Genomic DNA, 21681 nt, shown 5'->3' on the forward strand with positions numbered 1-21681 from the left:
AAAGGTCTGCCTTTTTATTATTGTATGTTTTACGGGATTATATTCCTGCTGCCTTAAAAGCAAAAATAAAGATAGCACAGATCAAGACAGGTATGCCCACAAAAAGAATAAATGTAAGGATAACGCTGAACAAGCCTTTCTTTTCAGCCTCGGGGTCATAGAAAACATTGGGATTTTCGGGATCAACGAATATCTCATATTGCATACCCTTATCGCGTTCGGAGGTGGTAGTTCCCGAAGTGACCTTGTATTCTTTATCCTCAAAGGTGAATTTGTAGGTCGGGCGGAAGGTAACTTTTGTGATGGTACCTCCTTTTTTGACTGTGCCACCTGAGGTATAGGTGACTATTGCGCGATCTACACATTCCGCCATTACAGATTGTGTGCAGTTATCCTTTGAGCGGAGCACGTATTTAGCGTTTCTGATGCTGTGTATCAAGCCAAGTGCGGCAAGAATGCCTGTTATTGATACAAAAAACAGCTTCAGCATCGTCATTCTTGTGTTATAGCTGCCTTGCTGTACTAACGCTGTACCTGCGATACCGAGAATTCCTATTCCAAGCGCGATATATATTCCAACCTGAGGTGACCTTTCTTCAATGATGACATCTGATAATAAAGCGATTATGCCTATTCCGAGAAATATGCCGAAAAATGAATACATAGCGGCATATCCGTTACCTGCGTTGCCAAAAAAGAACAAGCAGCCTATTCCCGCAATAAAGATCAGTATTACCAGAGTCGATAATATCTTTGAAGCCACCGGGTGTGTTTCGGATATGGGCTTTTCGTCGGGATAAAGACCGTTTTCGTCGTAATTCATTTTGTCGTCGTAGTTTTTCATGTAAGAACCCCCCTTTTCGCTGATTATACCATATATTTTGCGAAAAATCAAGACTCAGCCTTATAATTAGAGATAAAAAGGGGCGCACAGTGTGCGCCCGCAATTTTCGATTTTAAGTGTATACAGCTTACTCCTTGGTGAATTTAGACTCTATAACGCTTACTACAGGGCAAAGAACGCCTGCGATGACCCATGTTATCCATGTTATGCCCCAGTCGTTGGTGATAAAGCTCCAGCCGAGGTATATAGCGGTAACTATGCACCAGTACACTGTCATTGCCGTTGAGTTGCGTCTTGCTTTTTTCTTTCTTGTGAAATCTTCCTCTTCAAGGAGTTTTCTGTAGCCGTCCATTTTTATAGAGGTATGTATTATCAGATAAAGACCTACAGCTATGGATATAAACATTATAGCCAATGAAAATGCTTCTGCAACGTTGTTATCGGCGCAGAGTGCTCCGAAGAGAATAAGTGGTATAAAGGAAACGATAAAGAGTACGACGCCTGTTATCACAGAGAAATTATGTGCAGCCTCGTGCTTTGCCTTTTTCTCATTTACCATGCCAGATACGCCGTATTCCGTGTCGATGCCCTCTTTTTCGAGGTATTTGTAGGGCTTGTGCTTGTTTCCCGATATTATGAACAATGCAACTGCAATGGCTATGAGTATAAGCATAACAGGTATACCTATAATAGAAGCAGCCTCAGGGAAGGGTTCAAAGATATCAAGGATAATTATAGGCAGGAATGAGCAGGTACAGAGAGCAACACCCAGCGGAATGAGCTTTGAACGCTTTTCGTTGGCTTCAAGGAATTTATTTGCCTCCTCCATTGAAACTCTGCGGAGAGGGGGCTCAGTGTCTGTTTTTTCCTGTACGGGAGAAGTATTGGGCACAAGCTCCTCAGAGTCCTTTAATAATGTATCTGTAGTGACTCCGAATATCTCCGAGAGCTGTAATATACGATTAAGGTCGGGAGTGGACTGTGCGCCCTCCCATTTTGAAATGGACTGTCTGCTCACACCTAATTTTTCAGCAAGCTCCTCCTGAGACATTCCTGCTTTTTTTCTGAGTTCGATTATCTTGTCTGCAAGTATCATATATGTTCCTCCAATCATTTTTTTCGGAGCAAATCTCCTTTGGTCTATGGTCTAATTTTATCATTTCAGGCAGTTACATACAAGCAACCCTGCTTTACAATTTGTCAATTGACGGTTGCAAACGGCGATATTTCGCGCACTTTTCAAAAAATCGGCATTATGATACCTCCGCGGCAGTAACTCACTGTCCTCGGGCGGATATTATCCGCCCCTACACCCCATTAATATAAAAAGTCGCCTCAAAGTATTGCATTTATGAAAAAAGTGTGCTACAATAAAAATATAAATTTTATACGAAAGAAGGTATCCCCCTATGGAGATAAAAAAAGCAGTAGAAGCAGTTGAGAAAAAAACAGGTATCGACCTCCCCGATGAAAAGATCGAGAAGCTTGCTACAAAGGAAAATATTGACAAGGCTAAAGAGATGATCAGCAAGGTGGCTACCAAGGAGAACATCGCCAAGGTAAAGGACAAGGTCGGCGATATCGTGGACAAGATCAAGAAGTAATGTACAGCGGGGCATTTTCAGAGAGAAAGTGCCCTGTTTTTATTCAGAGCGGTTTTCTCTCAAACATAAGCACGGGATAACCCTCATAATATGGCTTCACTATCTCGGGGTGCTGGTCTGCATAGGCGAAAATCTTATCCGCAAGACCTTCTTTCAGGAAGCCTACAAGCTGTGACAGCGGTCTGTGGTAAAGTTCGTCGCATATAGAAGCGAAGGTTATGGCGCGTCTGCCGCCTACCTCCATAATGCGATAAGGCCATATACGGCAGTCGAAGGGCTTTTCGTCGCCCAGCATACAGCCGTTTTCGGTGAGGGCAGGGCATGAGAAAAGCTCGTCGCCGCGGAGCTCTCCTACCTTGAATATATAGCCGCCGTCTTTGGTAACGAACTGAGTTTCTGGACGGGCGGCTTTTATTTTTTCGCATAGCTCTGCGGTAAAAACGGGAGTCTCCCATACATCGTATCGGTCGAAAATGCAGCAGAGCCGACATTTTGCGCAGGCTTCGCCGCTGAGAATTTTTTTCAGCATAAGCAAGCTCCTTTCACGGCATATTGCTTTAATTATACTCAATATACGACCTTTTGTCAAATTCAGTTCTTAGCCTTTAGCGGCGGTGTGCCGAAAGAGAATAATGATTAGTACTTAGTAGAGGCGCACAGTGTGCGCCCGTCGGTTCTGCAAAATTACGCGGGGCGATGCAGGCATCGCCCCCTACATTCAAATCCGTCCGCGTAAGCGGACACAATAACTCTCAACTTCTGCCAAAAGGCTTATGCATAAAAAAACGGGCATAAAGCCCGTTTTTACATATCATTTCTATTTTCGAGTGCCTTGAAAAGAGTTACCTCGTCAGCGTATTCAAGTATACCGCCCACAGGCAGACCAAAGGCAAGCCTTGTGACCTTTATTCCCATAGGTTTGAGGAGCCCTGCGATATACATAGCAGTAGCATCGCCCTCAACGGTAGGGTTCGTCGCCATAATGACCTCATTAACTCCCCCTTGGGCAATTCTCGCAAGAAGCTCCTTAACGCGGAGCTTATCGGGAGTTATACCGTCCATAGGTGAAAGGAGTCCGTGAAGCACATGGTAAACGCCGCCGTACTCTCTTGTGCGCTCGAAGGCTGTAACGTCCTTTGGAGTCTCGACAACGCATATAATGCTTTTGTCGCGCTGGGGATCGTCACAAATAGGGCATATCTCCCTTTCTGTAAGGTTCTGGCAGCACTTGCAGCAATGAACGTTTTTCTTTGCGTCAATGAGTGCCTTTGCGAAATCCTCAACAGCCCCTTCGTCCATTGACATAACATGGTAAGCCAGACGCTGGGCGGACTTCATGCCTATACCCGGGAGAGATGCGAATTTTTCCGCCAGTATCACCAGCGGGAGCGCATTATGGTCAGCCATTATTTATCAGAAAAGACCCGGGAGTGAAACGCCGCCTGTGATCTTGCTCATTTCAGTTTCTGTTGTAGCCTCAACGTTGTTGATAGCCTCGTTTACAGCGCTGATGATGAGATCCTGGAGCATATCTATATCCTCTGGGTCAACTACCTCAGGCTTGAGAGTGAGAGACTTGATAGTCTTCTTACCTGTGATAGTTACTTCAACAGCACCGCCGCCGGCAGTTGCAGAGAACTCTCTTGCTTCGATATCTTCCTGAAGCTCAGTGATCTGATCCTGCATCTTCTGAGCCTGCTTTATCATCTGGTTCATATTCTGAGCACCGCCGCCGTTTACGTTCTTTGGTATTCTTGCTTTCATTTTTAAATTCTCCTTTGAAAATAAAGTTTCTTAGTTTTATATCAAGCAAAATTGTCTTTGCTTTTAAAGCTTTACTGGTTTTCTACAGCCGTTTCTATCTTGTTCTCCATAGCCTTTTTGATAAGCTGTTCCGCAAGGTTTTTCTGCTCAGTAACTGTAGTTGCGCATCTTGCTTTGATTATGAAACGCATACCGAGTACATTTGAGATAGCCGTACCCAGTGCGGCAGCATTTTCCTTGACTTTGAAAAGCTCCATGAAGAAGCGGTTCTGCGCGGTTATGAAAATATAATTTCCTGCCGTACCTGCCACTGAGCCGTCAAGGCTTCCTGCAACGGCAGGATTGATTTTCTTGAATTCGTCAAGGACCTCGTTCCAGCGTTCACAGGGGATAATATCCTCAGGCTTTAGCTTTTTGATATCTATGGTAGGAACTATCTTCTCGTCCGCAGGAGCAGCACTTGCTTCAAGCACTTCTGGCTGTTCGGTCATCTGCTGACCGTTTGCAGGGACAGCTCTCGGGACAGAGTTGATTTTATTCTCCAACTGTTTTATTTTATCATATATTTCAGAATTGTCAATACTTTCAGGTGTATTCTTTACATTTCCGCAAAGTTTTATGAGGGACATCTCGAATTCAACGCGCTTGTTCATAGCTCTCTGCATATGCTCGCGGCACTCCTGCAAGGCGGAAAGCCTGTCCATAACAGCAGAAAGGTCGGACTTTTCTGCAATAGCTCTGAGTCTTTCCAGCTCGTCAGGCATACATACTATGAGCTTGTCCGCAGTTTCGGGAGAAGCCTTTATTAACATCACGTTGCGGAGCTGAGTTATAAGCTCCTCACAAAGCCTTGTAAGGTCCTTTGACATATCGTAAAGGGAGGCTGTGAGCGAAAGAGCCTTTGGGGTATCGGCATCGGAAATGGCATCGAGGATATCGTAGAGATAGTCTCTGCCTGCGATACCTGCTGCATTTGATACAGCCTCTGCGTTTATGACCTCGGCGCATACCGAGCACTGGTCAAGGAGAGATACAGCGTCACGCATACCGCCGTCTGCAAGCTTTGCTATCATAGCCGCACCGTCATCGGTGAGCTGCAAGTCCTCCTGCTGAGCGATATAGCTTATGCGCTTTGCGATATCTTCTGCCTTTATCCTGCGGAAATCGTAACGCTGACAGCGTGAAACTATAGTTGCGGGGACTTTGTGTATCTCGGTGGTAGCGAGAATGAATTTAACATACGGGGGAGGTTCTTCCATAATTTTCAGCAGAGCGTTGAAAGCACCTGCGGAAAGCATATGTACCTCGTCGATGATGTAAATTTTGTAAGCTCCGCGCTCGGGAGTATATACTGCGGCATCGCGGAGGTCGCGGATATTGTCAACGCCGTTGTTGGAAGCAGCGTCTATTTCGACTATATCGGTAAGTGCGCCGCTGTCCGCATCGCGGCAGATGTCACATTCAAGGCAGGGATTGCCGTTTTTCATATTTCGGCAGTTTACAGCTTTTGCGAGGATACGGGCGCAGGTAGTCTTACCTGTACCGCGTGAGCCTGTGAAAAGATATGCGTGGGCGGTCTTACCGCTGATTATCTGATTTTTCAGAGCCTCTGTGGTATATTCCTGAGAGATAACGTCGTCAAAGGTCATTGGACGCCATTTGCGGTAAAGAGCCTTATACACAGTCTTTCCTCCCTTCGTCAGTCGCTGTTGTGTTCAAGCAGTACAGCCGCCTGCACTTCTTTATAGTAACGTGTAAATCCGATAGAATCTTCGATATGATTGAGGAGAGCCTGTCTGTACAGAGCCTCGCCCTCTTTGATATTATGGAGCATGGTCTGGGCTATTGCAGCACCGCCGAGTGCATTTGCGTAGCTTTCGCGGCGTTCTATAGCTTCCTCGAACCATTTCAGAGCCGTTTTGCCCTCGTTGAGTTTAAGGTACATATCCCCTATTTCGCAGCGTATCCTGTTGCTGTACTGGTAATCCTTGCGGATAAGGAGGTCCTCATAGAGCTTCATTGCCTTTTCGGTATAGCCGTTCTGAGCATGGCAGCGGGCGATAAAGATCGGCAGCTCGGGGATATAGAAGCCGTTTGCAAGGGCATTTTCGTAGCATATCACCGCATTCGGACAGGCTTCGAGGATATGATAGCAGCGTCCGCGGTAAAACTCGTTTACGCCCTTTTCTTCGACGGTCATATTTTTTTCTTCGTTGCCGAGGTCGGTAAAGACCTCAAGTGCATTTCTGAAATCTCCGTTGTGGAACAGTTCGAGCCCCTTTTCAAATACCGAAGATTTGTGGTTTATACCTGTAAAGGCGTTGCCGATAAGCTCATCGTCGTATTTGTGGAAAAGGCTGGTCTTGTATTTCAGCATTTCGTCTGCCATAAAAGCTATGAGAGGCAGCACAAAGCACACACTCATATACATTAATATATCCGAAACAGGTTCTGTGCTTTCGGGGGCGGAGATCATTTTGTATGTGCAGAAGGCAGCAGTAAACAGTGCCGAAGCAGCCAGAGCCTTCGGTACAGAACGTATGATAAAAGTCATTACGCGCCGTGTGCGTCTTGCAAGTAACTGAAGAAACATACATATCACCTTATTAAAGAAAAATTCCGGAACATAGATGTGCAGGCTTGCTGCGGCACACAACACGCACCGCTTAATGCTGCTCGGTCTCCCGCCTGACATGGTTCACGGGGTCTTGTTGCACAGGGCCCACACATCTATATTTCGGAATTTCAATCACGGATAATATGAGCAGACATTGCTCTTTTACTATGATACCACAAAACGGGCAGTTTGTCAAGAATTTTTTTCTTGCGGAACAAACGGGGTGTATATCGTTGTTCTGGCAGCACAATAATAAAGAGGGCATACCTTGCGGCATACCCTCACATAGCTTTTGCGTATTATCAGTCGATAGCAGAGAAGTACTGCTCGTAGTCTGTGATATCCTTGTCAGTAGAATATGAAGTAATGGAAAGTGAGTTGATAAAGTCGCCTATACGTCTTGCATAGAATGCCTGCTGATAGGTCATATTTAAGTATTCTATGGTATAAACGGCTCTTACATAATCCTGACCTGCAACCTTTACAGTTTCCGGACCTGATTCAATTGTATACTTCATAGTAGGAACTGCTGCAAACTGTCTGTTTGCTATTTCAAAGTAATCCTCAGCAGTAATATCTTTATCGAGCAAAGGATTCTTGTTGATATTCTCATATGTTATGATGATGTTCTCGTTTGTTTTAGGGTTCATGCAGAATACATCGTTGACAGTGGTCATATTGACGAGGTCTGTAACTGCATCGGAATTGCTGCTGTATGTAACGGAAGCTCCTACGTTCATTACCTTGTTTATCATCTCATCATCAAGGTATTTCCAGTCATCGGGAACAGAAAGCTTGATGCCTGCATACTCGTTTGTGTATACATTGCCGTCTACAACGCCTCTTTTGAAATCTGTACCTTCAGCGGCGGAAGATGAACTGCTGTCATTATCCTTGACAGTTGTCTTTTCTTCTTCGTCGGTTTTTGCTTCTGTTTTATCTTCTTCCGCAGTAGTCTTTTCCTCTGCAACAGTAGTAGTCTCGGTTTTGCTCTTCTTATCTGACTTATTGTCAGAACCTGAATTTCCGCAGCCTGCTAATGTGCAAACTGAAAGCAGGAAAGCGAGAGTGAGCTTTAAGGTAGTTTTTTTCATTTTTGATCCTCCGTATAATCACATTGCTGCAATATAGACAGCGAAAATATTATAGCACGTAATTATTAACAAATCAACCCTTTTCTTGCTATTTTTTTATCTGCTGCTTTCGGCAACGCAGATAAGCTGAAAAGTGAAATGATATATACTAACTGCAAATTAATTTACATATTGACAATATTAGACAATGTATGTATAATAAAAGTAGTATGCAAAGGAAAGGATATTTACATGATAAAAAAGAACCATGTTGTCAGACTCGTGCTGATATTTACACTTATAATGGGTGTTTCATCGCTTGTTATAATGCTGAGCAATACTCTTGCGGCACGACAGACTGCTTATATAACCGTTGACCCGAACACCATAAAGCTGATACAGCTTGACGGTCCTAAGGAGGGCGATCCTATCGCCATAGTGGATACAACTATAGGCGAATACAGGTTTGTGCTCTATCCGCAGCAGTCTCCGAAGGCTGTTGAGAATTTCACGAGCCTTGCAAATGAGGGCTACTATAACGGTACCTACGTCTTTCATTCCGAGGACGGCGTGTATTCAGCTGCAGGCGCTCCAAATAAGGACGGCTCTGCAAAGGATAATTCCCACGAGCTTGTAAAAAGAGAGCTTCATCAGGATCTATGGCCGTTCAAGGGCGCTGTGCTTGCTATGAATACTACCATAGACAAGTCCTTCAAGGAAAAGCTGCTGGGCGGCGGTACTTATTATAACGGAAGCCGTTTTATGGTGCTGAATACAGTTGAATTCAATGACGACTTCAAGAAAGAGCTGAAGGATGTATCCGAAAGCCAGAAGCTTGCTGACGCTTTTATCGAAAAGGGCGGCGTTCCGAATTTCTCACAGCAGATGACAGTTATCGGTCAGACCTACAGCGGTCTTGACGTTGTTGAAAAGCTTGCAAGCCTTCAGACCGAGAACAAGGGCGGCTATAAATTCCCTGTTGAGGACGTTATGATAAATTCTGTCACAATAAGTACCTATTCAAATGACGAAAACAAGGCAGAAAAAGTCGAAACCACAACGAAATAAATGGTTTGACAAGTCGTTATTTTTTAGATAAATCTGAACTGTTAAACTTAATGCTTTGTCCGAAAACACCAAAAAATTGCGGAAACTATTTACAAATCGGATTTTATGATGTATAATATATAAGTTGAAGTATAATTACTAATAATAAAAACATGATCTCATATAACTGAGGAGTGGAATTTTATGTTAAAAAAGGTTCTGGCAGGTATTATGTGTATGCTTATGGCTGCGGGCACACTTGCTTCATGCGGCAATAAGGGTACAGAAACATCTGGAACTTCATCAAGCGATACAACTCAGGGCGATACAACAAATGCTGCGGAGGTTGAAAATGTTGATATCGCAAACTTTACACCACCCGAAAAGGGCGATACGATAATAGTAATGAAGATCAAGGACTACGGCACCGTAAAGTTCAGGCTCTTCCCCGAATATGCGGACAAGGGCGTTGAGAACTTCGTAGAGCTTGCTAAAAAGGGCTACTATGACGGGCTGAAGTTCCACAGAGTCATCAAGGACTTTATGATACAGGGCGGTGACCCGCTGGGAACAGGCACAGGCGGCGAGTCCATCTGGGGCGAAAAGTTCGACGGCGGTACCGATCCGCATCTTATCCATGTTGCAGGTGCTCTTGCTTATGCAAACAGCGGCGGCACGGATACAAACGGAAGCCAGTTCTACGTGGTTACGGGAACTGTTCCGACAGACGACGATTTCGAGTATTACAGCCAGAAGGGACTGGAATTCTCTGAAAACGCCAAAGAGCAGTACAAGAAGGTCGGCGGCGCACCGTGGCTTGACGGCGGTTATACCGTGTTCGGACAGGTCATCGACGGTCTTGATGTGATATTCAAGATACAGAACGTGTCCGTAGATCAGAATTCTTCAATGCCGTTCAAGGACGTTGTAATGGAATCCGTTACCGTAGGCGAATACAACGGCGAGGATATACATTGGTATATCAGTGATTACGAAGAATTTGACGCAGATGAGATAAAAAATTCAACAGGTATGGAAAATGTAACCATATCAAACTTTACCGCTCCAAAGGAGGGCGAAACTATCGTCAGCATGAAGCTCAAGGGCTATGACGGAGAGGTAAAGATCAAGCTCTTCCCCGAATATGCGGACAAGGGCGTTGAGAATTTCATAGAGCTTTGCAAAAGAGGCTATTACAATGGTCTCACCTTCCACAGGATCATGAAGGACTTCATGATACAGGGCGGTGACCCTAACGGCGACGGTACAGGCGGCGATTCCATATTTGAAAAGGGATATGAGGGCGGTACCGATCCGCACCTTATCCATGCAGCAGGAGCAGTTGCTTATGCAAACAGCGGCTCTACTAATACAAACGGCAGTCAGTTCTATATCGTGACAGGTGAAGTTTACGGTAAAGACAAAATTGACGAGCTTAAATCCTTTGGATATTCATTTACAGAAAATCAGGAAGAGGTATATTCCACATACGGCGGAGCACCGTGGCTTGACGGAGATTATACAGTATTCGGTCAGGTATTTGACGGTCTTGATATAGTTTTTGATGTCCAGAACGTAGAGGTCGATGAAAATAATAACAAGCCTAAAAAGGACGTTGTTATCGAGTCGATGACGGTATCGGAATATAACGGCGAAGAAGTGCGCTGGAGTATTTCCGATTATAAATGATCTCTTTAAGCCACGGGCTTATTGAATAATTTTCGGCTGAATGCCGACGAACAAAAGAAAGAAATTCGGGAGCAGAAAAAAATACCCCGAAAAACTAAGGAGAGAAAATATTTGGATAAGTTTGTTGTAAAGGGCGGAAGACGCCTTCATGGCGAAGTAACTATCAGCGGAGCTAAAAATGCAGCTGTAGCGATCCTTCCTGCTGTAATTCTTTCAGATGAGCCATGCGTTATAGAAAATGTTCCTTATATCAGCGATGTAAGGATATGTATCCGTATTCTTGAGGAAATGGGCGCAGAAGTGACCAATATCGCAAAGGATACCTACAGGATAGATCCTACGACTATCAGCAAATTCTGTGTTCCTTATGAGTATGCAAGAAAAATGCGTGCTTCCTATTACTTCCTCGGTGCTCTTCTGGGCAAATTCAATAAAGCAAGAGTTTCCATGCCGGGCGGATGTCCTCTCGGAGACCGTCCGATAGATCAGCACTTAAAGGCTTTCACAGCCCTCGGTGCAAAGCATACCCTCAGTCAGGGCATGATAGATCTTACTGCTGACAAGCTCAGCGGCAATCAGATCTTCTTTGACGTTGTTACAGTAGGAGCTACAATGAATGCAATGCTGGCTGCTGTAAAGGCTGAGGGACTTACAATAATCGAAAATGCGGCAAAGGAGCCTCATATCGTTGATCTTGCGAACTTCCTCAACTCCATGGGCGCAAATATCATGGGTGCAGGTACTGACGTTATCAAGATCAGAGGCGTTGAGCATCTTCACGGCACTACTTATGCAGTTATACCCGATCAGATAGAAGCAGGTACATTTATGGTGGCAGTTGCCGCAACAAAGGGCGATGTTCTTATCAAGAACGTTATCCCGAAGCATCTTGAATCCATTACCAAAAAGCTTGAAAAGATCGGTGTCAATATCGAACAGTTCGATGACAGTATAAGAGTCTGGGTAGACGGACCGCTGGTAAAGACAAATGTCAAGACAGCTCCTCACCCGGGATTCCCAACTGATATGCAGTCTCAGATAGCTACACTTCTGTGTCTTGCAGAGGGTACAAGTATTATTACCGAGAATATCTGGGAGCAGCGTTTCCGCTATGTGGACGAGCTCAGAAGAATGGGCGCGGATATCACTGTAAACGGCAAGGTAGCTCTTATAGAGGGCACAGGCAAGCTTATGGGAGCTCCCGTAAAGGCTTGTGACCTGAGAGCAGGCGCAGCACTTATCATTGCAGGACTTGCTGCAAGCGGCGTTACCGAGATCGAGGATATCTACCATATCGAAAGAGGTTATGACTGCATGGAGGGCAAGCTTCGTGCTCTTGGTGCGGACATCGAAAAGGTAAGCGTTCCCGATAAGGCTGAGGGAACAAAGACCGACGGCGCAAAGGCTGCGGTTTAATAAGACATAATGGCTGCTGCACATATGTGCGGCAGCTTTTTCATCTATAGCCCTTAGCTATTAGCCGTTAGGCTTGTTATGGCTGCATTTGCAGCCAATTTCTAAAGGCTAAGGGCTAACGGCTTCAAAAAGGAGATTTATGCAGGAAAATAAAAGTATATATAAAAAATTATTAACCATCGTAGCTCCTATAGCCGTCCAGTATTTTATGTATTCACTGGTTTCGGCGAGCGATGCTTTTATGCTGGGCTTTCTCGATCAGGATTCACTTTCTGCTTCGTCACTTGCAGGGCAGGTCTGGTTCGTATCCAATCTTTTCAATATGGCTTTTGTATCGGGACTTACCGTGCTTGCGGCTCAGTACTGGGGAAAAGGGGACAAGCGCACCACAGAGGAAGTTCTTGCGATAACTATGAGGTATTCTCTGTTGGTGGGGCTTCTTTTTACATTAGCGGCTTTGTTTATCCCCCGTCAGCTAATGATGATATTTACCTCTGATAAAGTTCTTATAGCTGAGGGAGCAAAATATCTAAGGGTAGTCTCTCCGTCATATCTGATGCTGGGATTTTCGCAGGTCTATTTCAGTATGATGAAGGTCTGTGACCGCGCAAAGCTTAGCTCGGTAGTGTGCTCGGTCTCGGTAGTTCTCAACATAATAATGAACGGACTTTTTATCTTTGGTGTTGGATTCTTCCCCAAAATGGGCATAATCGGAGCAGCTCTCGCAACGGTTCTTTCGAGAGTTTTTGAAGTGGTCATGGTCGTGATAGCGGTTTTCAAGGGTAAATGTCTGCCTTTAAGTGTTAAGCTTATGCTGAAAAACGGCAGCAAGGAGCTTCACAGGGATTACTGGAGATATACCGTACCGCTTCTGCTGAATCAGCTTGGCTGGGGCGGCGGAGTCACCATGTACTCGGTGATTATGGGCAGACTGGGAAGCGACGCTGTTGCGGCAAATGCCATTGCAAGCATTGTCAGGAGCATGATAGCAAGTCTCTGCTGGGGCATAGCCGCAGGTGTAGGCATAATAATCGGTGGTATGCTGGGCAGGAACGAGACGCAGGAAGCCAAAAAAGCAGGCGGAAAATTCGTGCGGCTCTCCATATGGATAGGCGTTGTTTCCGGACTTGTAATACTTGCGGTCACTCCGCTGTTGATGAGCTTTATTACCCTTAACGAAAAAGCCAACTATTATATGAAGTTTATGATGTTCATGGCGGCGTATTACATAATAGGAAATTCGCTGAATTCCACTATCATAGGCGGTATTTTCCCCGCAGGAGGCGATACGCGCTTCGGTATGATATGCGATATAGTTACTTTGTGGTGCGTGGTAGTGCCAATGGGAGCAATAGCTGCCTTTGTGCTGAAGCTCCCCGTGCTTGCGGTAGCTTTTATACTGACGCTGGACGAATTCGTGAAAATACCTGCGGTATATAAGCATTACGTGAAGTATAAGTGGGTAAAGAACATCACCCGATGAATTTCCAGACGGTATTTATTAAAAAACATAATATCATTCCTGCGGCAGTTGGCAGCAGGAAGCTGAGGGCAGTCCATTTAAGGCTGCCCGTTTCTTTTTTTATGGTCATGCAGGTAGTTGCGCAGGGAAAGTGGAAAAGCGTGAACACTACCATACAGACCGCAGTTTTTAGTGTCCAGCCGTGGGAGATAAGGAGCTGGCGGAGCTGTTCGGTGCTGCCTGCTTCTATGAGAGTACCCTGTGAAAGATATGCCATAAGAATTATGGGGATCACTATTTCGTTTGCAGGAAATCCCAGTATAAAGGCAAGAAGTATGACTCCGTCAAGTCCAATGTGTGAACCTGTCGGTGCAAGAAGATTTGCGGCGTGGGCAAGGAGAGTTCCGCTGCCGATGTGTATATTTGCCATGAGCCATATTATAAGTCCGCAGGGAGCGGCAGCTGTGCAGGCTCGTGCAAGGACGAAAACAGTCCTGTCGAGGACTGAGCGGACAAGGACTTTTTTCACCTGTGGTATGCGATAAGGTGGGAGCTCAAGCGTGAATGACGAGGGAGCTCCGCGGAGAATGGTCACGGAAAGGAGCTTTGATACTCCGAGAGTGGCTAATACTCCGAGTAGAATTAATACAAGAAGTATAATTGCAGAGAGTATAGACGAAGCAGCTCCGCCTGCTGTTATGAAGAACATGGTGATAATTGCTATGATAGTGGGGAAACGTCCGTTGCAGGGGACGAAATTGTTTGTCAGTATGGCTATGAGCCGTTCTCTCGGCGAGTCTATTATCCTGCAACCTGTAACTCCGCAGGCATTGCAGCCGAAGCCCATTGCCATAGTTATAGCCTGTTTGCCGCAGGCTCCCGAGCAGCGGAAACAGTGGTCGAGATTGAAGGCTATGCGCGGCAGATAGCCGAAGTCCTCAAGAAGTGTGAACAGAGGGAAAAATATTGCCATTGGCGGCAGCATTACCGAAACCACCCATGAAAGTACGCGGTATATCCCCTGTATGAGTATCCCCTCCAGCCATGAGGGAGCTGAGACAGCGTTGAGTCCCTGTGTCAGCTTTGCGCCCAGTGCGGAAAATCCGCGGCTGAGAAGCTCCGACGGGTAGTTTGCACCGATAATGGTTATCCACAGGATAAGTCCCAGAAGAAGCAGCATAACAGGTGTTCCGAAGCGGCGGCTCAGGAATATCCTGTCGAGTCGGCGATCGCGGCTGTACTGCCTGATCTCGTCGGTATGTACTGCTTTTTGGGCGATTTTTTCTGCTTCTGACAATATTGCCGAGGCTGCGCTGTCTGCTGCTGCCTCGGGACTCAGTCCGTCGGCGCGGAGCTGTTCCAGAAAGGCGGTGATATCATCGTATTCGGCGAAGCGTATATTCTCATGCTCCTCTATTTTTTGCAGGACAGCTTCGTCGTTTTCCAGCAGGCGAAGTGCCGCGTAACGCTGCGGCACAGATGTTATTCTGTTTCCGAGTAGGGTTTCAAGTTGTGCCGCAGCTGTGTTCAGCGGCTCGGCAAAGTCGGTGCGCAGGAGAGCCGCTGGCTCTCTGCGGACAAGTCCGCACAGCTCCGCTGTCAGCGCACCGATGCCCTCTCCGCTTCTTGCGGAGATACCGATAACGGGTACACCGAGGAGCTGCGAAAGCATCGGTATATCCACGGAGATGCCCTTGCTGTGAGCCTCGTCCATAAGGTTTACGCACACTATGACTCGCTTTGATATTTCCATGACCTGTAGCACAAGGCAGAGATTGCGCTGTAAGCAGGTGGCATCGCATACGACCATGACCGCATCGGCTCCGCCAAAGCAAATGATATCACGGGCGCTGACTTCTTCGGCAGAGCCGCCCCTGAGGGAATAAGTCCCGGGGGTATCTATGAGCAAAAAGTCGGTATCACCGCAGGAAAAACTGCCTTCCGCACCTTCAACGGTCTTGCCTGCCCAGTTCCCCGTGTGCTGTTTCATGCCTGTCAGAGCGTTGAAAACCGTAGATTTGCCAACGTTTGGATTGCCTGCAAGGGCAATTGTGAAGTGTTCGGACATAAAAAGCCCCCTTTCCGGAAATTATATGCGAAAAAGGGGGCGTATTATAACTTATTTTTTGTGCTGAGAGATTATAAGCTTTATGGCATTGTAGAGATAAGGCTTTAATTCGGCTATTGTACATGGATCCTTGTAGAGTATCGTCGAATAGCAGGTCGAGCTTACAAGCTCGATTATCATAAAGAGCATTATCTCGGGGTCACGGAACTCATAGGGGGCTTCATTCAGCATATTATAATATACCGTTGAGAAGTCAACATCTTTATCTGAAGCGGGAGAGGTTATGGCGTTTTTGAATATGCCCCAGCTAAGATTTTTGGATATGAATGTCAGGAGAGACTGGTCGTTGTTGAGCTGATTTATGATATTGTTGATTATTTTTATGAACTTGTCCTCAAAGGAAAGACCGCGCAGGTCGTCGCCGAGCTCGTTTATAGCAGTCAGGAACAGCTGGCTTGACTTGTGGGATACAAGCTTGTTCCTTATATCATACTTGTCCTTGAAATACAGGTAGAATGTACCCTTTGCCACACCTGCCTTGCTTACGATATCGGTGATAGAGGTCTTGCTGAAGCCCTTTGTTGTAAAAAACTCAAAAGCGGTTTTTAGCAGAGAGTTTTCCTTCATTTTTTTATTTGCATCTATCTTGCCCATTAGAACGCCCCTCTCTCTTATTTAGCCGTCAGGCTTTTTGCAGGGAATACCGAGAGCGACATTCCCTGCTGTCATATTTATTATATCTCTTTAGATTTTTTCTGTCAAGTACATGAAATTGACCAATGGTCAGGCTTAATAAATGGCTGTTTTGTGCAGGTCTACAAAAATATGACCGAAAGTCATTTTTATTGCCAAATGGAGTTGACTAACGGTCATTTTTGTAATATACTATAAAATAACAAAAAGTAACAGGCGCAGGCTGAATGTCCGTGAGATAAGTTCAGCTTTTACAATTTCCCATATAAAGCGGTTTCTCCTAAGGGTATAGGCTCGCGGACGTTCAATATGCGCCTGTAATATAACAGAAAGGATATGATAAGATGCTAAAACTCGGTGAATGGATAGCAAAGCACAGAGTACTTATACTGGTATTCGCTGTGGTAATGCTTATCCCTTCGGCAATAGGATATGTAAAAACAAAGGTAAACTATGATATACTTTCCTATCTGCCAAAGAATATCAATACAATGGTCGGACAGGATATCCTGAAGGAGCAATTCGGACAAGGAGGCTTTTCACTTGTAATGGTGGAGGGCATGAGCGACAAGGACGTCGCGGCGACTGCCGACAAGATAGCGGCTGTTGACCATGTTTCAAACGTCGTATGCTATCAGTCGCTTACAGACTGCAATATACCAAAGGAGATACTTCCCTCTAATATTTCCGAGTTCTTCAACAAAGGCGACACAAATCTCATGGCGGTATTCTTTGATGATACCACTTCAGGCGAGGGAACGCTGAAGGCTGTTGAGACTATGAGGAAAATAACATCAAAACAGTGCTTTATCAGCGGTATGTCGGCTATCACTCTTGATATGAAAAATATTACGGAGAGCGAGATGCTGATATATGCAGCTATCGCAGCTATCCTTACGAGCATCGTACTTATGGTGACTATGGATTCGTTCCTTATTCCCCTGTTCTTCATGCTGAGCATAGGCTTTGCAGTTGCCTGGAACTTAGGCTCGAATATCTTCCTCGGCGAGATATCCTTCATAACACAGGCACTTGCAATGGTATTACAGCTTGGCGTTACTATGGACTACTCCATATTCCTCTGGCACAGCTACAAGGAGCAGCAGAAGTACTATCCTGACAGCAGGCAGGACGCAATGGCACACGCTATCGCAGCTACCATAACATCTGTAGTGGGAAGCTCCTTCACAACGGTTGCAGGCTTCCTTGCAATGTGCTTTATGACATTCACACTTGGTCTTGATCTGGGTATCGTAATGGCAAAGGGCGTTGTATGCGGCGTTATTTCCTGCGTAACAGTTCTCCCTTCGATGATACTCATGTTCGACAAGGCAATATCTAAGACCTCACACAAGGACTTCCTGCCTTCGTTCAAGCGTACATCTGCTTTTATCGTGAAACATTCATGGGTATTCCTCACAGGAGCTATAGTGCTCCTCATACCTGCGGTTTTCGGCAACAGCAACTACGGAGTATACTATAAGATAGACAGCACCTTCCCGAAAGACCTCGACAGCGTTATCGCAAACACCAAGCTTGCCGAGGAGTATAACATGAACAGTACACATATCCTCATGGTTAGTTCGGATATGAGTGCCAAGGACGCAAACAAGATGATGAACAAGATAAAGAGCGTTGACGGCGTTGAGTTCACATTTGGATTCAATTCGCTTGTAGGCTCGGCTATCCCCGAGGAAGCGGTTCCCGAGGAGATAAGAAGCGTACTCAAGAGCGATGAATGGCAGCTCATGTTAATAGGCTCTGAATACGAAGTAGCCTCCGATGATGTAAACGAGCAGATAGGCACTATAAACAAGATAGTAAAGAAATACGACCCAAATGGAATGCTGATAGGTGAAGCTCCCGCAACAAAGGACCTTATCACTATAACCGACAGAGACTTCAAGATAGTAAATATTCTTTCAATAGCTGCTATCTTCCTTATAATCGCATTCACTTTCCGTTCGGTAACACTTCCTGTGATACTTGTAGCTGTGATAGAGCTTGCAATAATGATAAACCTCGGTTTAGCCTACTATATGGGTTCAACGCTCTCGTTCATAGCTCCTATCGTAATAGGTACTATACAGCTGGGCGCAACAGTTGACTATGCGATACTTATGACAACAAGATACCGCACAGAGCGCAGCAGCGGCAAGAACAAAAAGGAGTCTGTCGGCATTGCGCTTGCAACTTCAATAATGTCCGTAATAACATCGGCTCTCGGATTTTTCGCAGCAACAGTAGGTGTTGCGCTTTATTCCAATATCGGACTTATCTCAGAGCTGTGTATGCTTCTTGCAAGAGGCGCACTTATCTCAATGGTGATAGTAATTTGTGTGCTTCCGTCAATGTTCATGGTATTTGACAAGCTGATATGCAAGACAAGTGCAGGATTTATTCCAAAGGAAAAGAAGTTTGAATACAGATACAAAAACGCGTAAACCTTATGTAAAGGAGAGATAGATATGAAAAAGGCAAGTAAGATCATGGCAGCCCTGATTGCAACAGCAGTTTCCGCAGGTGCAACAGGTTCTATAGCATACGCAAACAGCGGAGAAGAAACACAGAAGACTGCCGAAAAGGCAAAGGATACAGATATATCAGAAGCAGCCGCATCAAGAAAAGACAACGGCGAAAACGCATACAAGGACGAGACAGTATACGTCCTCTGCAACAGCGATTCAAGCATAAAGAACGTAGTAGTGAGCGACTGGCTGAAAAATGCTCCCGCACTCAGTAATATCTCCGATATCTCCGACCTTAGCGATATCGTCAATGTCAAGGGCGATGAGGAGTTCACAGTAAACGGCGAGAGCATAAGCTGGCAGGCTGACGGCAGTGATATCTACTACAAGGGCGATACTAATAAGGACCTTCCCGTTGATGTTGATATGGAGTATATCCTTGACGGCAAGGCAGTAACTCCCGAAAGCATCAAGGGTAAGAGCGGACACCTTGTTATCCGCTGGACTTACAAGAACAATCAGAAGGTCACAAAGAACGTAAACGGCAAAAATAAGGAGATGTATGTGCCGTTCTTAGCTGCAAGTGCGGCAGTACTCAGCACAGACAATTATGTGAATGTTGAGGTAAAAAACGGCAAGGTCATTTCGGACGGTGAAAGACTCATCGTTGTTGGCATGGCATTCCCGGGACTTGGCGAAAGCCTTGACCTTAACAAGATAGAGGGCATGAATATCGAACTCCCCGAAAGCTTCGAGGTATCCGCAGATGTTACCAACTTCGAGATGAATACATCTGTGACTGTAGTATCCAACGAGATATTCTCACAGCTTGATATAGACAATGCCGCTGATTTCGGCGACTTAAAGGAAAAGCTGAAGGAACTCAGCGACGGCGCAGAAAAGCTCACAAACGGTACAGCTGCCCTTTATGACGGCATAAAGAAGCTCTCAGGCGGCTCTGGAGAGCTTACAAGTGGCATAGATAAACTCCTCAATGGCTCGCTGGAGCTGAAAAACGGTGCTGCGGAGCTTGACAGCGGTGCTAAGAAATTAGCAGACGGCGCAAAGACGCTTTCAGACTCTACAGGCACTTTCGAGAGCGGTCTCGGCAGTGCAAAGGACGGCTCTGCAAAGCTTATCGCAGGTATAGACCAGCTCAGCGGCGGCGCAGCACAGCTCAGCGATGGCATGAACAGCGCAAAGAACGGTTCTGCTGCACTTGTTGACGGTTTCGGCAAGGTAAGCGCAGGCGCAGACGCTCTCAGCAGCGGCTTGAAGGACGCAAAGGACGGTTCCGATGCTCTTACCGCAGGCTTTACAAAGGTAAACGAGGGTGCAGCAGCTCTTAAAAACGGCGCAGGCACACTTACAAGCGGCGTAGGCGAGCTTAAAGACGGCAGCGCACAGGTGAAGGACGGTTCTGCAAAGCTTGCAGCAGGCGCATCTGCCCTTAATGACGGAGCAGAAAAGCTCAGTGAGTCCGCAGGACAGCTTTCAGGGGGTATAACAAGTGCAAAAACAGGCGCAGATGCTCTTGCAGAGGGCATAGCAAGCGCAAAAACAGGCGCAGACCAGCTTTCTGGCGGCGCATCAGCTCTCAGCGAGGGTGCAGCAAAGCTCAGCGACGGCATCGCAGCAGCAGGTACTTCCCTTGATACGACTATAGCCGCAAACGAGCAGGCTCTCACGGCTTTACAGGCATTATATCAGCAGTCTCCTTCACAGGAGCTTGCTGTAGCAATAGGAACACTTCAGCAGACTATTGACGGACAGAAGCAGATATCAGCATCTATGGCTGCTGACGGAGCTCTCGGAGCAGGCGCAGCTTCACTGAAAACAGGCGCAGCACAGCTCAATGGCGGTATTGGTCAGCTCAGTACGGGTCTTGATACTGCAAAGAGCGGCTCTGAGGCATTACAGGGCGGACTTGCAAAGCTTGACGACGGCGGCAAGGCTCTTGCAGCAGGAGCTTCTACCCTCTCAGGCTCTACAGCACAGCTCTCAAAGGGCGCAGCAGACCTGAGCAAGGGTGCGGCAGCTCTTGACGGCGGCATCGGTACTCTTGCAGGGGGCAGCAGTCAGCTTATCGGCGGACTTGACTCACTTCTGAACGGAATAGACCAGCTCAGCACAGGCAATGCTTCACTCAATGCAGGACTTGGAAAGCTCAGCACAGGCGCAATAGACTTAAATGGCGGTATCGGTCAGCTCTATGACGGTGCATCGGCACTTGACAGCGGTCTTGCACAGCTTTCACAGGGTACGCTCACACTTAACGGCGGTTTCGGACAGCTTAGTACAGGTGCTGTAACGCTCGATGACGGACTCGGAAAGCTTTTCGACGGCAGCAAGCAGTTAAGCGGCGGCGCAAAGACTCTGTACGACTCCATAAAGCTTCTCAGCAACGGAGCAACAAAGCTCAGCGGCGGTACCAATGAGCTTTATGCAGGCGTATATAAGCTTAAAACAGGCAGCAAGACTCTCGTTGACGGTGTAGGCAAGCTTGAAAGCGGAGCAAAGGAGCTCAACGACGGCATGATAAAGTTCAATAACGAGGGAATATCGGTGCTTACAGGAGCTGTCAATGAAAATCTCCCTGAGATAATCGACAACTTCAAGGCACTGAGAGAAGCATCAAGAGAGTATAACAGTTTCTCGGGCATCTCCGATAAAATGGACGGCAGCGTAAAATTCATATATCTTGTTGACGGCACGAAATGAGCCGTTAGCCATGCAGGGGCGGATATTATCCGCCCTTATTTTTTAGCCCGTAGGGGCGGCGTTACTGTAATGCGTAATTAAATGTGCTGTAAGCGAAGTAAAATTAACGTTTTTGTAAAAAGTGAGCGAGTTTACAAGCGACAACGTGGACGGGTGCAGCGTCACGCTGCTGTAGGGACGACCATTGTTCGTGCGACATATCATAGTTGCCAAGC

The 21681-nt window shown here is 46.2% G+C and carries 17 protein-coding genes and 1 other RNA gene; 7 read left to right on the forward strand and 11 right to left on the reverse strand.

Going from position 1 to position 21681, the window contains the following annotated elements:
* Positions 1-37: 37 nt before the first annotated feature.
* Positions 38-844: a DUF3592 domain-containing protein gene (locus BUB28_RS00405; RefSeq protein WP_072947690.1), complete on the reverse strand. Its 807-nt coding sequence runs from the start codon at positions 842-844 to the stop codon at positions 38-40.
* 127 nt (positions 845-971) lie between these two features.
* Positions 972-1940 carry a helix-turn-helix domain-containing protein gene (locus tag BUB28_RS00410; protein ID WP_072947691.1) on the reverse strand — a complete coding sequence of 323 codons (969 nt, stop codon included), beginning with the start codon at positions 1938-1940 and terminating at the stop codon, positions 972-974.
* A gap of 313 nt (positions 1941-2253) precedes the next feature.
* Here BUB28_RS00410 and BUB28_RS00415 point away from each other — a divergent pair, with 313 nt between their 5' ends.
* Complete coding sequence (locus tag BUB28_RS00415) at positions 2254-2448, forward strand: hypothetical protein (protein ID WP_072947693.1); 195 nt, start codon at positions 2254-2256, stop codon at positions 2446-2448.
* A 43-nt stretch (positions 2449-2491) separates the two neighbouring features.
* Here BUB28_RS00415 and BUB28_RS00420 read toward each other — a convergent pair whose 3' ends face one another.
* The 7 genes from BUB28_RS00420 to BUB28_RS00445 all read right to left on the reverse strand — a co-directional run bounded on the left by BUB28_RS00420 (position 2492) and on the right by BUB28_RS00445 (position 7923).
* The gene (locus BUB28_RS00420; protein ID WP_072947694.1) at positions 2492-2977 is read right to left on the reverse strand and encodes a hypothetical protein; all 486 of its coding nucleotides are present in this window, start codon (positions 2975-2977) and stop codon (positions 2492-2494) included.
* Between the two features lie 275 nt (positions 2978-3252).
* Positions 3253-3855, reverse strand: a complete 603-nt coding sequence (recR, locus tag BUB28_RS00425; RefSeq protein WP_072947696.1) for a recombination mediator RecR — start codon at positions 3853-3855, stop codon at positions 3253-3255.
* A 6-nt stretch (positions 3856-3861) separates the two neighbouring features.
* Positions 3862-4212, reverse strand: coding sequence for a YbaB/EbfC family nucleoid-associated protein (locus BUB28_RS00430; protein ID WP_072947697.1), 351 nt, complete (start codon positions 4210-4212; stop codon positions 3862-3864).
* A gap of 71 nt (positions 4213-4283) precedes the next feature.
* Positions 4284-5894 (reverse strand): DNA polymerase III subunit gamma/tau, encoded by a 1611-nt coding sequence (gene dnaX, locus BUB28_RS00435; protein ID WP_072947699.1) that lies wholly within the window; start codon positions 5892-5894, stop codon positions 4284-4286.
* A 17-nt stretch (positions 5895-5911) separates the two neighbouring features.
* Positions 5912-6805: a tetratricopeptide repeat protein gene (locus tag BUB28_RS16630; protein WP_139277482.1), complete on the reverse strand. Its 894-nt coding sequence runs from the start codon at positions 6803-6805 to the stop codon at positions 5912-5914.
* Positions 6806-6841: 36 nt separating this feature from the next.
* An RNA gene (gene ffs, locus BUB28_RS00440) (signal recognition particle sRNA small type) lies at positions 6842-6940 on the reverse strand.
* Between the two features lie 191 nt (positions 6941-7131).
* On the reverse strand, positions 7132-7923 hold the full coding sequence (locus BUB28_RS00445) for a hypothetical protein (protein ID WP_072947701.1): 792 nt from the start codon (positions 7921-7923) through the stop codon (positions 7132-7134).
* Between the two features lie 231 nt (positions 7924-8154).
* On the opposite strand from BUB28_RS00445, the gene BUB28_RS00450 reads away from it, so the two are divergent.
* From BUB28_RS00450 to BUB28_RS00470, 4 genes are all read left to right on the forward strand, one after another.
* A complete protein-coding gene (locus BUB28_RS00450; protein WP_072947702.1) occupies positions 8155-8970 on the forward strand; it encodes a peptidylprolyl isomerase in 816 nt (271 codons plus the stop codon).
* Positions 8971-9153: 183 nt separating this feature from the next.
* The gene (locus BUB28_RS17205) at positions 9154-10638 is read left to right on the forward strand and encodes a peptidylprolyl isomerase (protein WP_207647066.1); all 1485 of its coding nucleotides are present in this window, start codon (positions 9154-9156) and stop codon (positions 10636-10638) included.
* Positions 10639-10749: 111 nt separating this feature from the next.
* On the forward strand, positions 10750-12054 hold the full coding sequence (locus BUB28_RS00465) for a UDP-N-acetylglucosamine 1-carboxyvinyltransferase (RefSeq protein ID WP_072947704.1): 1305 nt from the start codon (positions 10750-10752) through the stop codon (positions 12052-12054).
* Between the two features lie 139 nt (positions 12055-12193).
* On the forward strand, positions 12194-13537 hold the full coding sequence (locus tag BUB28_RS00470) for an MATE family efflux transporter (protein ID WP_072947706.1): 1344 nt from the start codon (positions 12194-12196) through the stop codon (positions 13535-13537).
* Here the strand turns inward: BUB28_RS00470 and feoB are convergent.
* Positions 13527-15584: a ferrous iron transport protein B gene (gene feoB / locus BUB28_RS00475; protein ID WP_072947708.1), complete on the reverse strand. Its 2058-nt coding sequence runs from the start codon at positions 15582-15584 to the stop codon at positions 13527-13529. The genes BUB28_RS00470 and feoB overlap by 11 nt on opposite strands.
* A 51-nt stretch (positions 15585-15635) precedes the next feature.
* Positions 15636-16238 (reverse strand): TetR/AcrR family transcriptional regulator, encoded by a 603-nt coding sequence (locus tag BUB28_RS00480; protein WP_072947709.1) that lies wholly within the window; start codon positions 16236-16238, stop codon positions 15636-15638.
* 383 nt (positions 16239-16621) lie between these two features.
* Here BUB28_RS00480 and BUB28_RS00485 point away from each other — a divergent pair, with 383 nt between their 5' ends.
* Both BUB28_RS00485 and BUB28_RS00490 read left to right on the forward strand, forming a co-directional pair.
* A complete protein-coding gene (locus BUB28_RS00485) occupies positions 16622-18721 on the forward strand; it encodes an efflux RND transporter permease subunit (RefSeq protein ID WP_072947711.1) in 2100 nt (699 codons plus the stop codon).
* Positions 18722-18745: 24 nt separating this feature from the next.
* A complete protein-coding gene (locus BUB28_RS00490; protein WP_072947713.1) occupies positions 18746-21466 on the forward strand; it encodes an autotransporter outer membrane beta-barrel domain-containing protein in 2721 nt (906 codons plus the stop codon).
* The last annotated feature ends 215 nt before the right edge of the window (positions 21467-21681 follow it).

This window comes from Ruminococcus flavefaciens, from assembly GCF_900143025.1.
In the GTDB taxonomy this organism is placed as follows: domain Bacteria; phylum Bacillota; class Clostridia; order Oscillospirales; family Ruminococcaceae; genus Ruminococcus; species Ruminococcus flavefaciens_I.

What these genes read in the sequence shown, in the direction of transcription:
- BUB28_RS00410 (WP_072947691.1), bottom strand. Translation starts at nt 1,940, where the DNA reads ATGATACTTGCAGACAAGATAATCGAACTCAGAAAAAAAGCAGGAATG.
- BUB28_RS00445 (WP_072947701.1), bottom strand. Translation starts at nt 7,923, where the DNA reads ATGAAAAAAACTACCTTAAAGCTCACTCTCGCTTTCCTGCTTTCAGTT.
- BUB28_RS16630 (WP_139277482.1), bottom strand. Translation starts at nt 6,805, where the DNA reads ATGTTTCTTCAGTTACTTGCAAGACGCACACGGCGCGTAATGACTTTT.
- BUB28_RS00430 (WP_072947697.1), bottom strand. Translation starts at nt 4,212, where the DNA reads ATGAAAGCAAGAATACCAAAGAACGTAAACGGCGGCGGTGCTCAGAAT.
- BUB28_RS00485 (WP_072947711.1), top strand. Translation starts at nt 16,622, where the DNA reads ATGCTAAAACTCGGTGAATGGATAGCAAAGCACAGAGTACTTATACTG.
- BUB28_RS00470 (WP_072947706.1), top strand. Translation starts at nt 12,194, where the DNA reads ATGCAGGAAAATAAAAGTATATATAAAAAATTATTAACCATCGTAGCT.
- BUB28_RS00490 (WP_072947713.1), top strand. Translation starts at nt 18,746, where the DNA reads ATGAAAAAGGCAAGTAAGATCATGGCAGCCCTGATTGCAACAGCAGTT.
- BUB28_RS00420 (WP_072947694.1), bottom strand. Translation starts at nt 2,977, where the DNA reads ATGCTGAAAAAAATTCTCAGCGGCGAAGCCTGCGCAAAATGTCGGCTC.
- BUB28_RS00450 (WP_072947702.1), top strand. Translation starts at nt 8,155, where the DNA reads ATGATAAAAAAGAACCATGTTGTCAGACTCGTGCTGATATTTACACTT.
- BUB28_RS17205 (WP_207647066.1), top strand. Translation starts at nt 9,154, where the DNA reads ATGTTAAAAAAGGTTCTGGCAGGTATTATGTGTATGCTTATGGCTGCG.
- BUB28_RS00405 (WP_072947690.1), bottom strand. Translation starts at nt 844, where the DNA reads ATGAAAAACTACGACGACAAAATGAATTACGACGAAAACGGTCTTTAT.
- feoB (WP_072947708.1), bottom strand. Translation starts at nt 15,584, where the DNA reads ATGTCCGAACACTTCACAATTGCCCTTGCAGGCAATCCAAACGTTGGC.
- BUB28_RS00415 (WP_072947693.1), top strand. Translation starts at nt 2,254, where the DNA reads ATGGAGATAAAAAAAGCAGTAGAAGCAGTTGAGAAAAAAACAGGTATC.
- BUB28_RS00480 (WP_072947709.1), bottom strand. Translation starts at nt 16,238, where the DNA reads ATGGGCAAGATAGATGCAAATAAAAAAATGAAGGAAAACTCTCTGCTA.
- recR (WP_072947696.1), bottom strand. Translation starts at nt 3,855, where the DNA reads ATGGCTGACCATAATGCGCTCCCGCTGGTGATACTGGCGGAAAAATTC.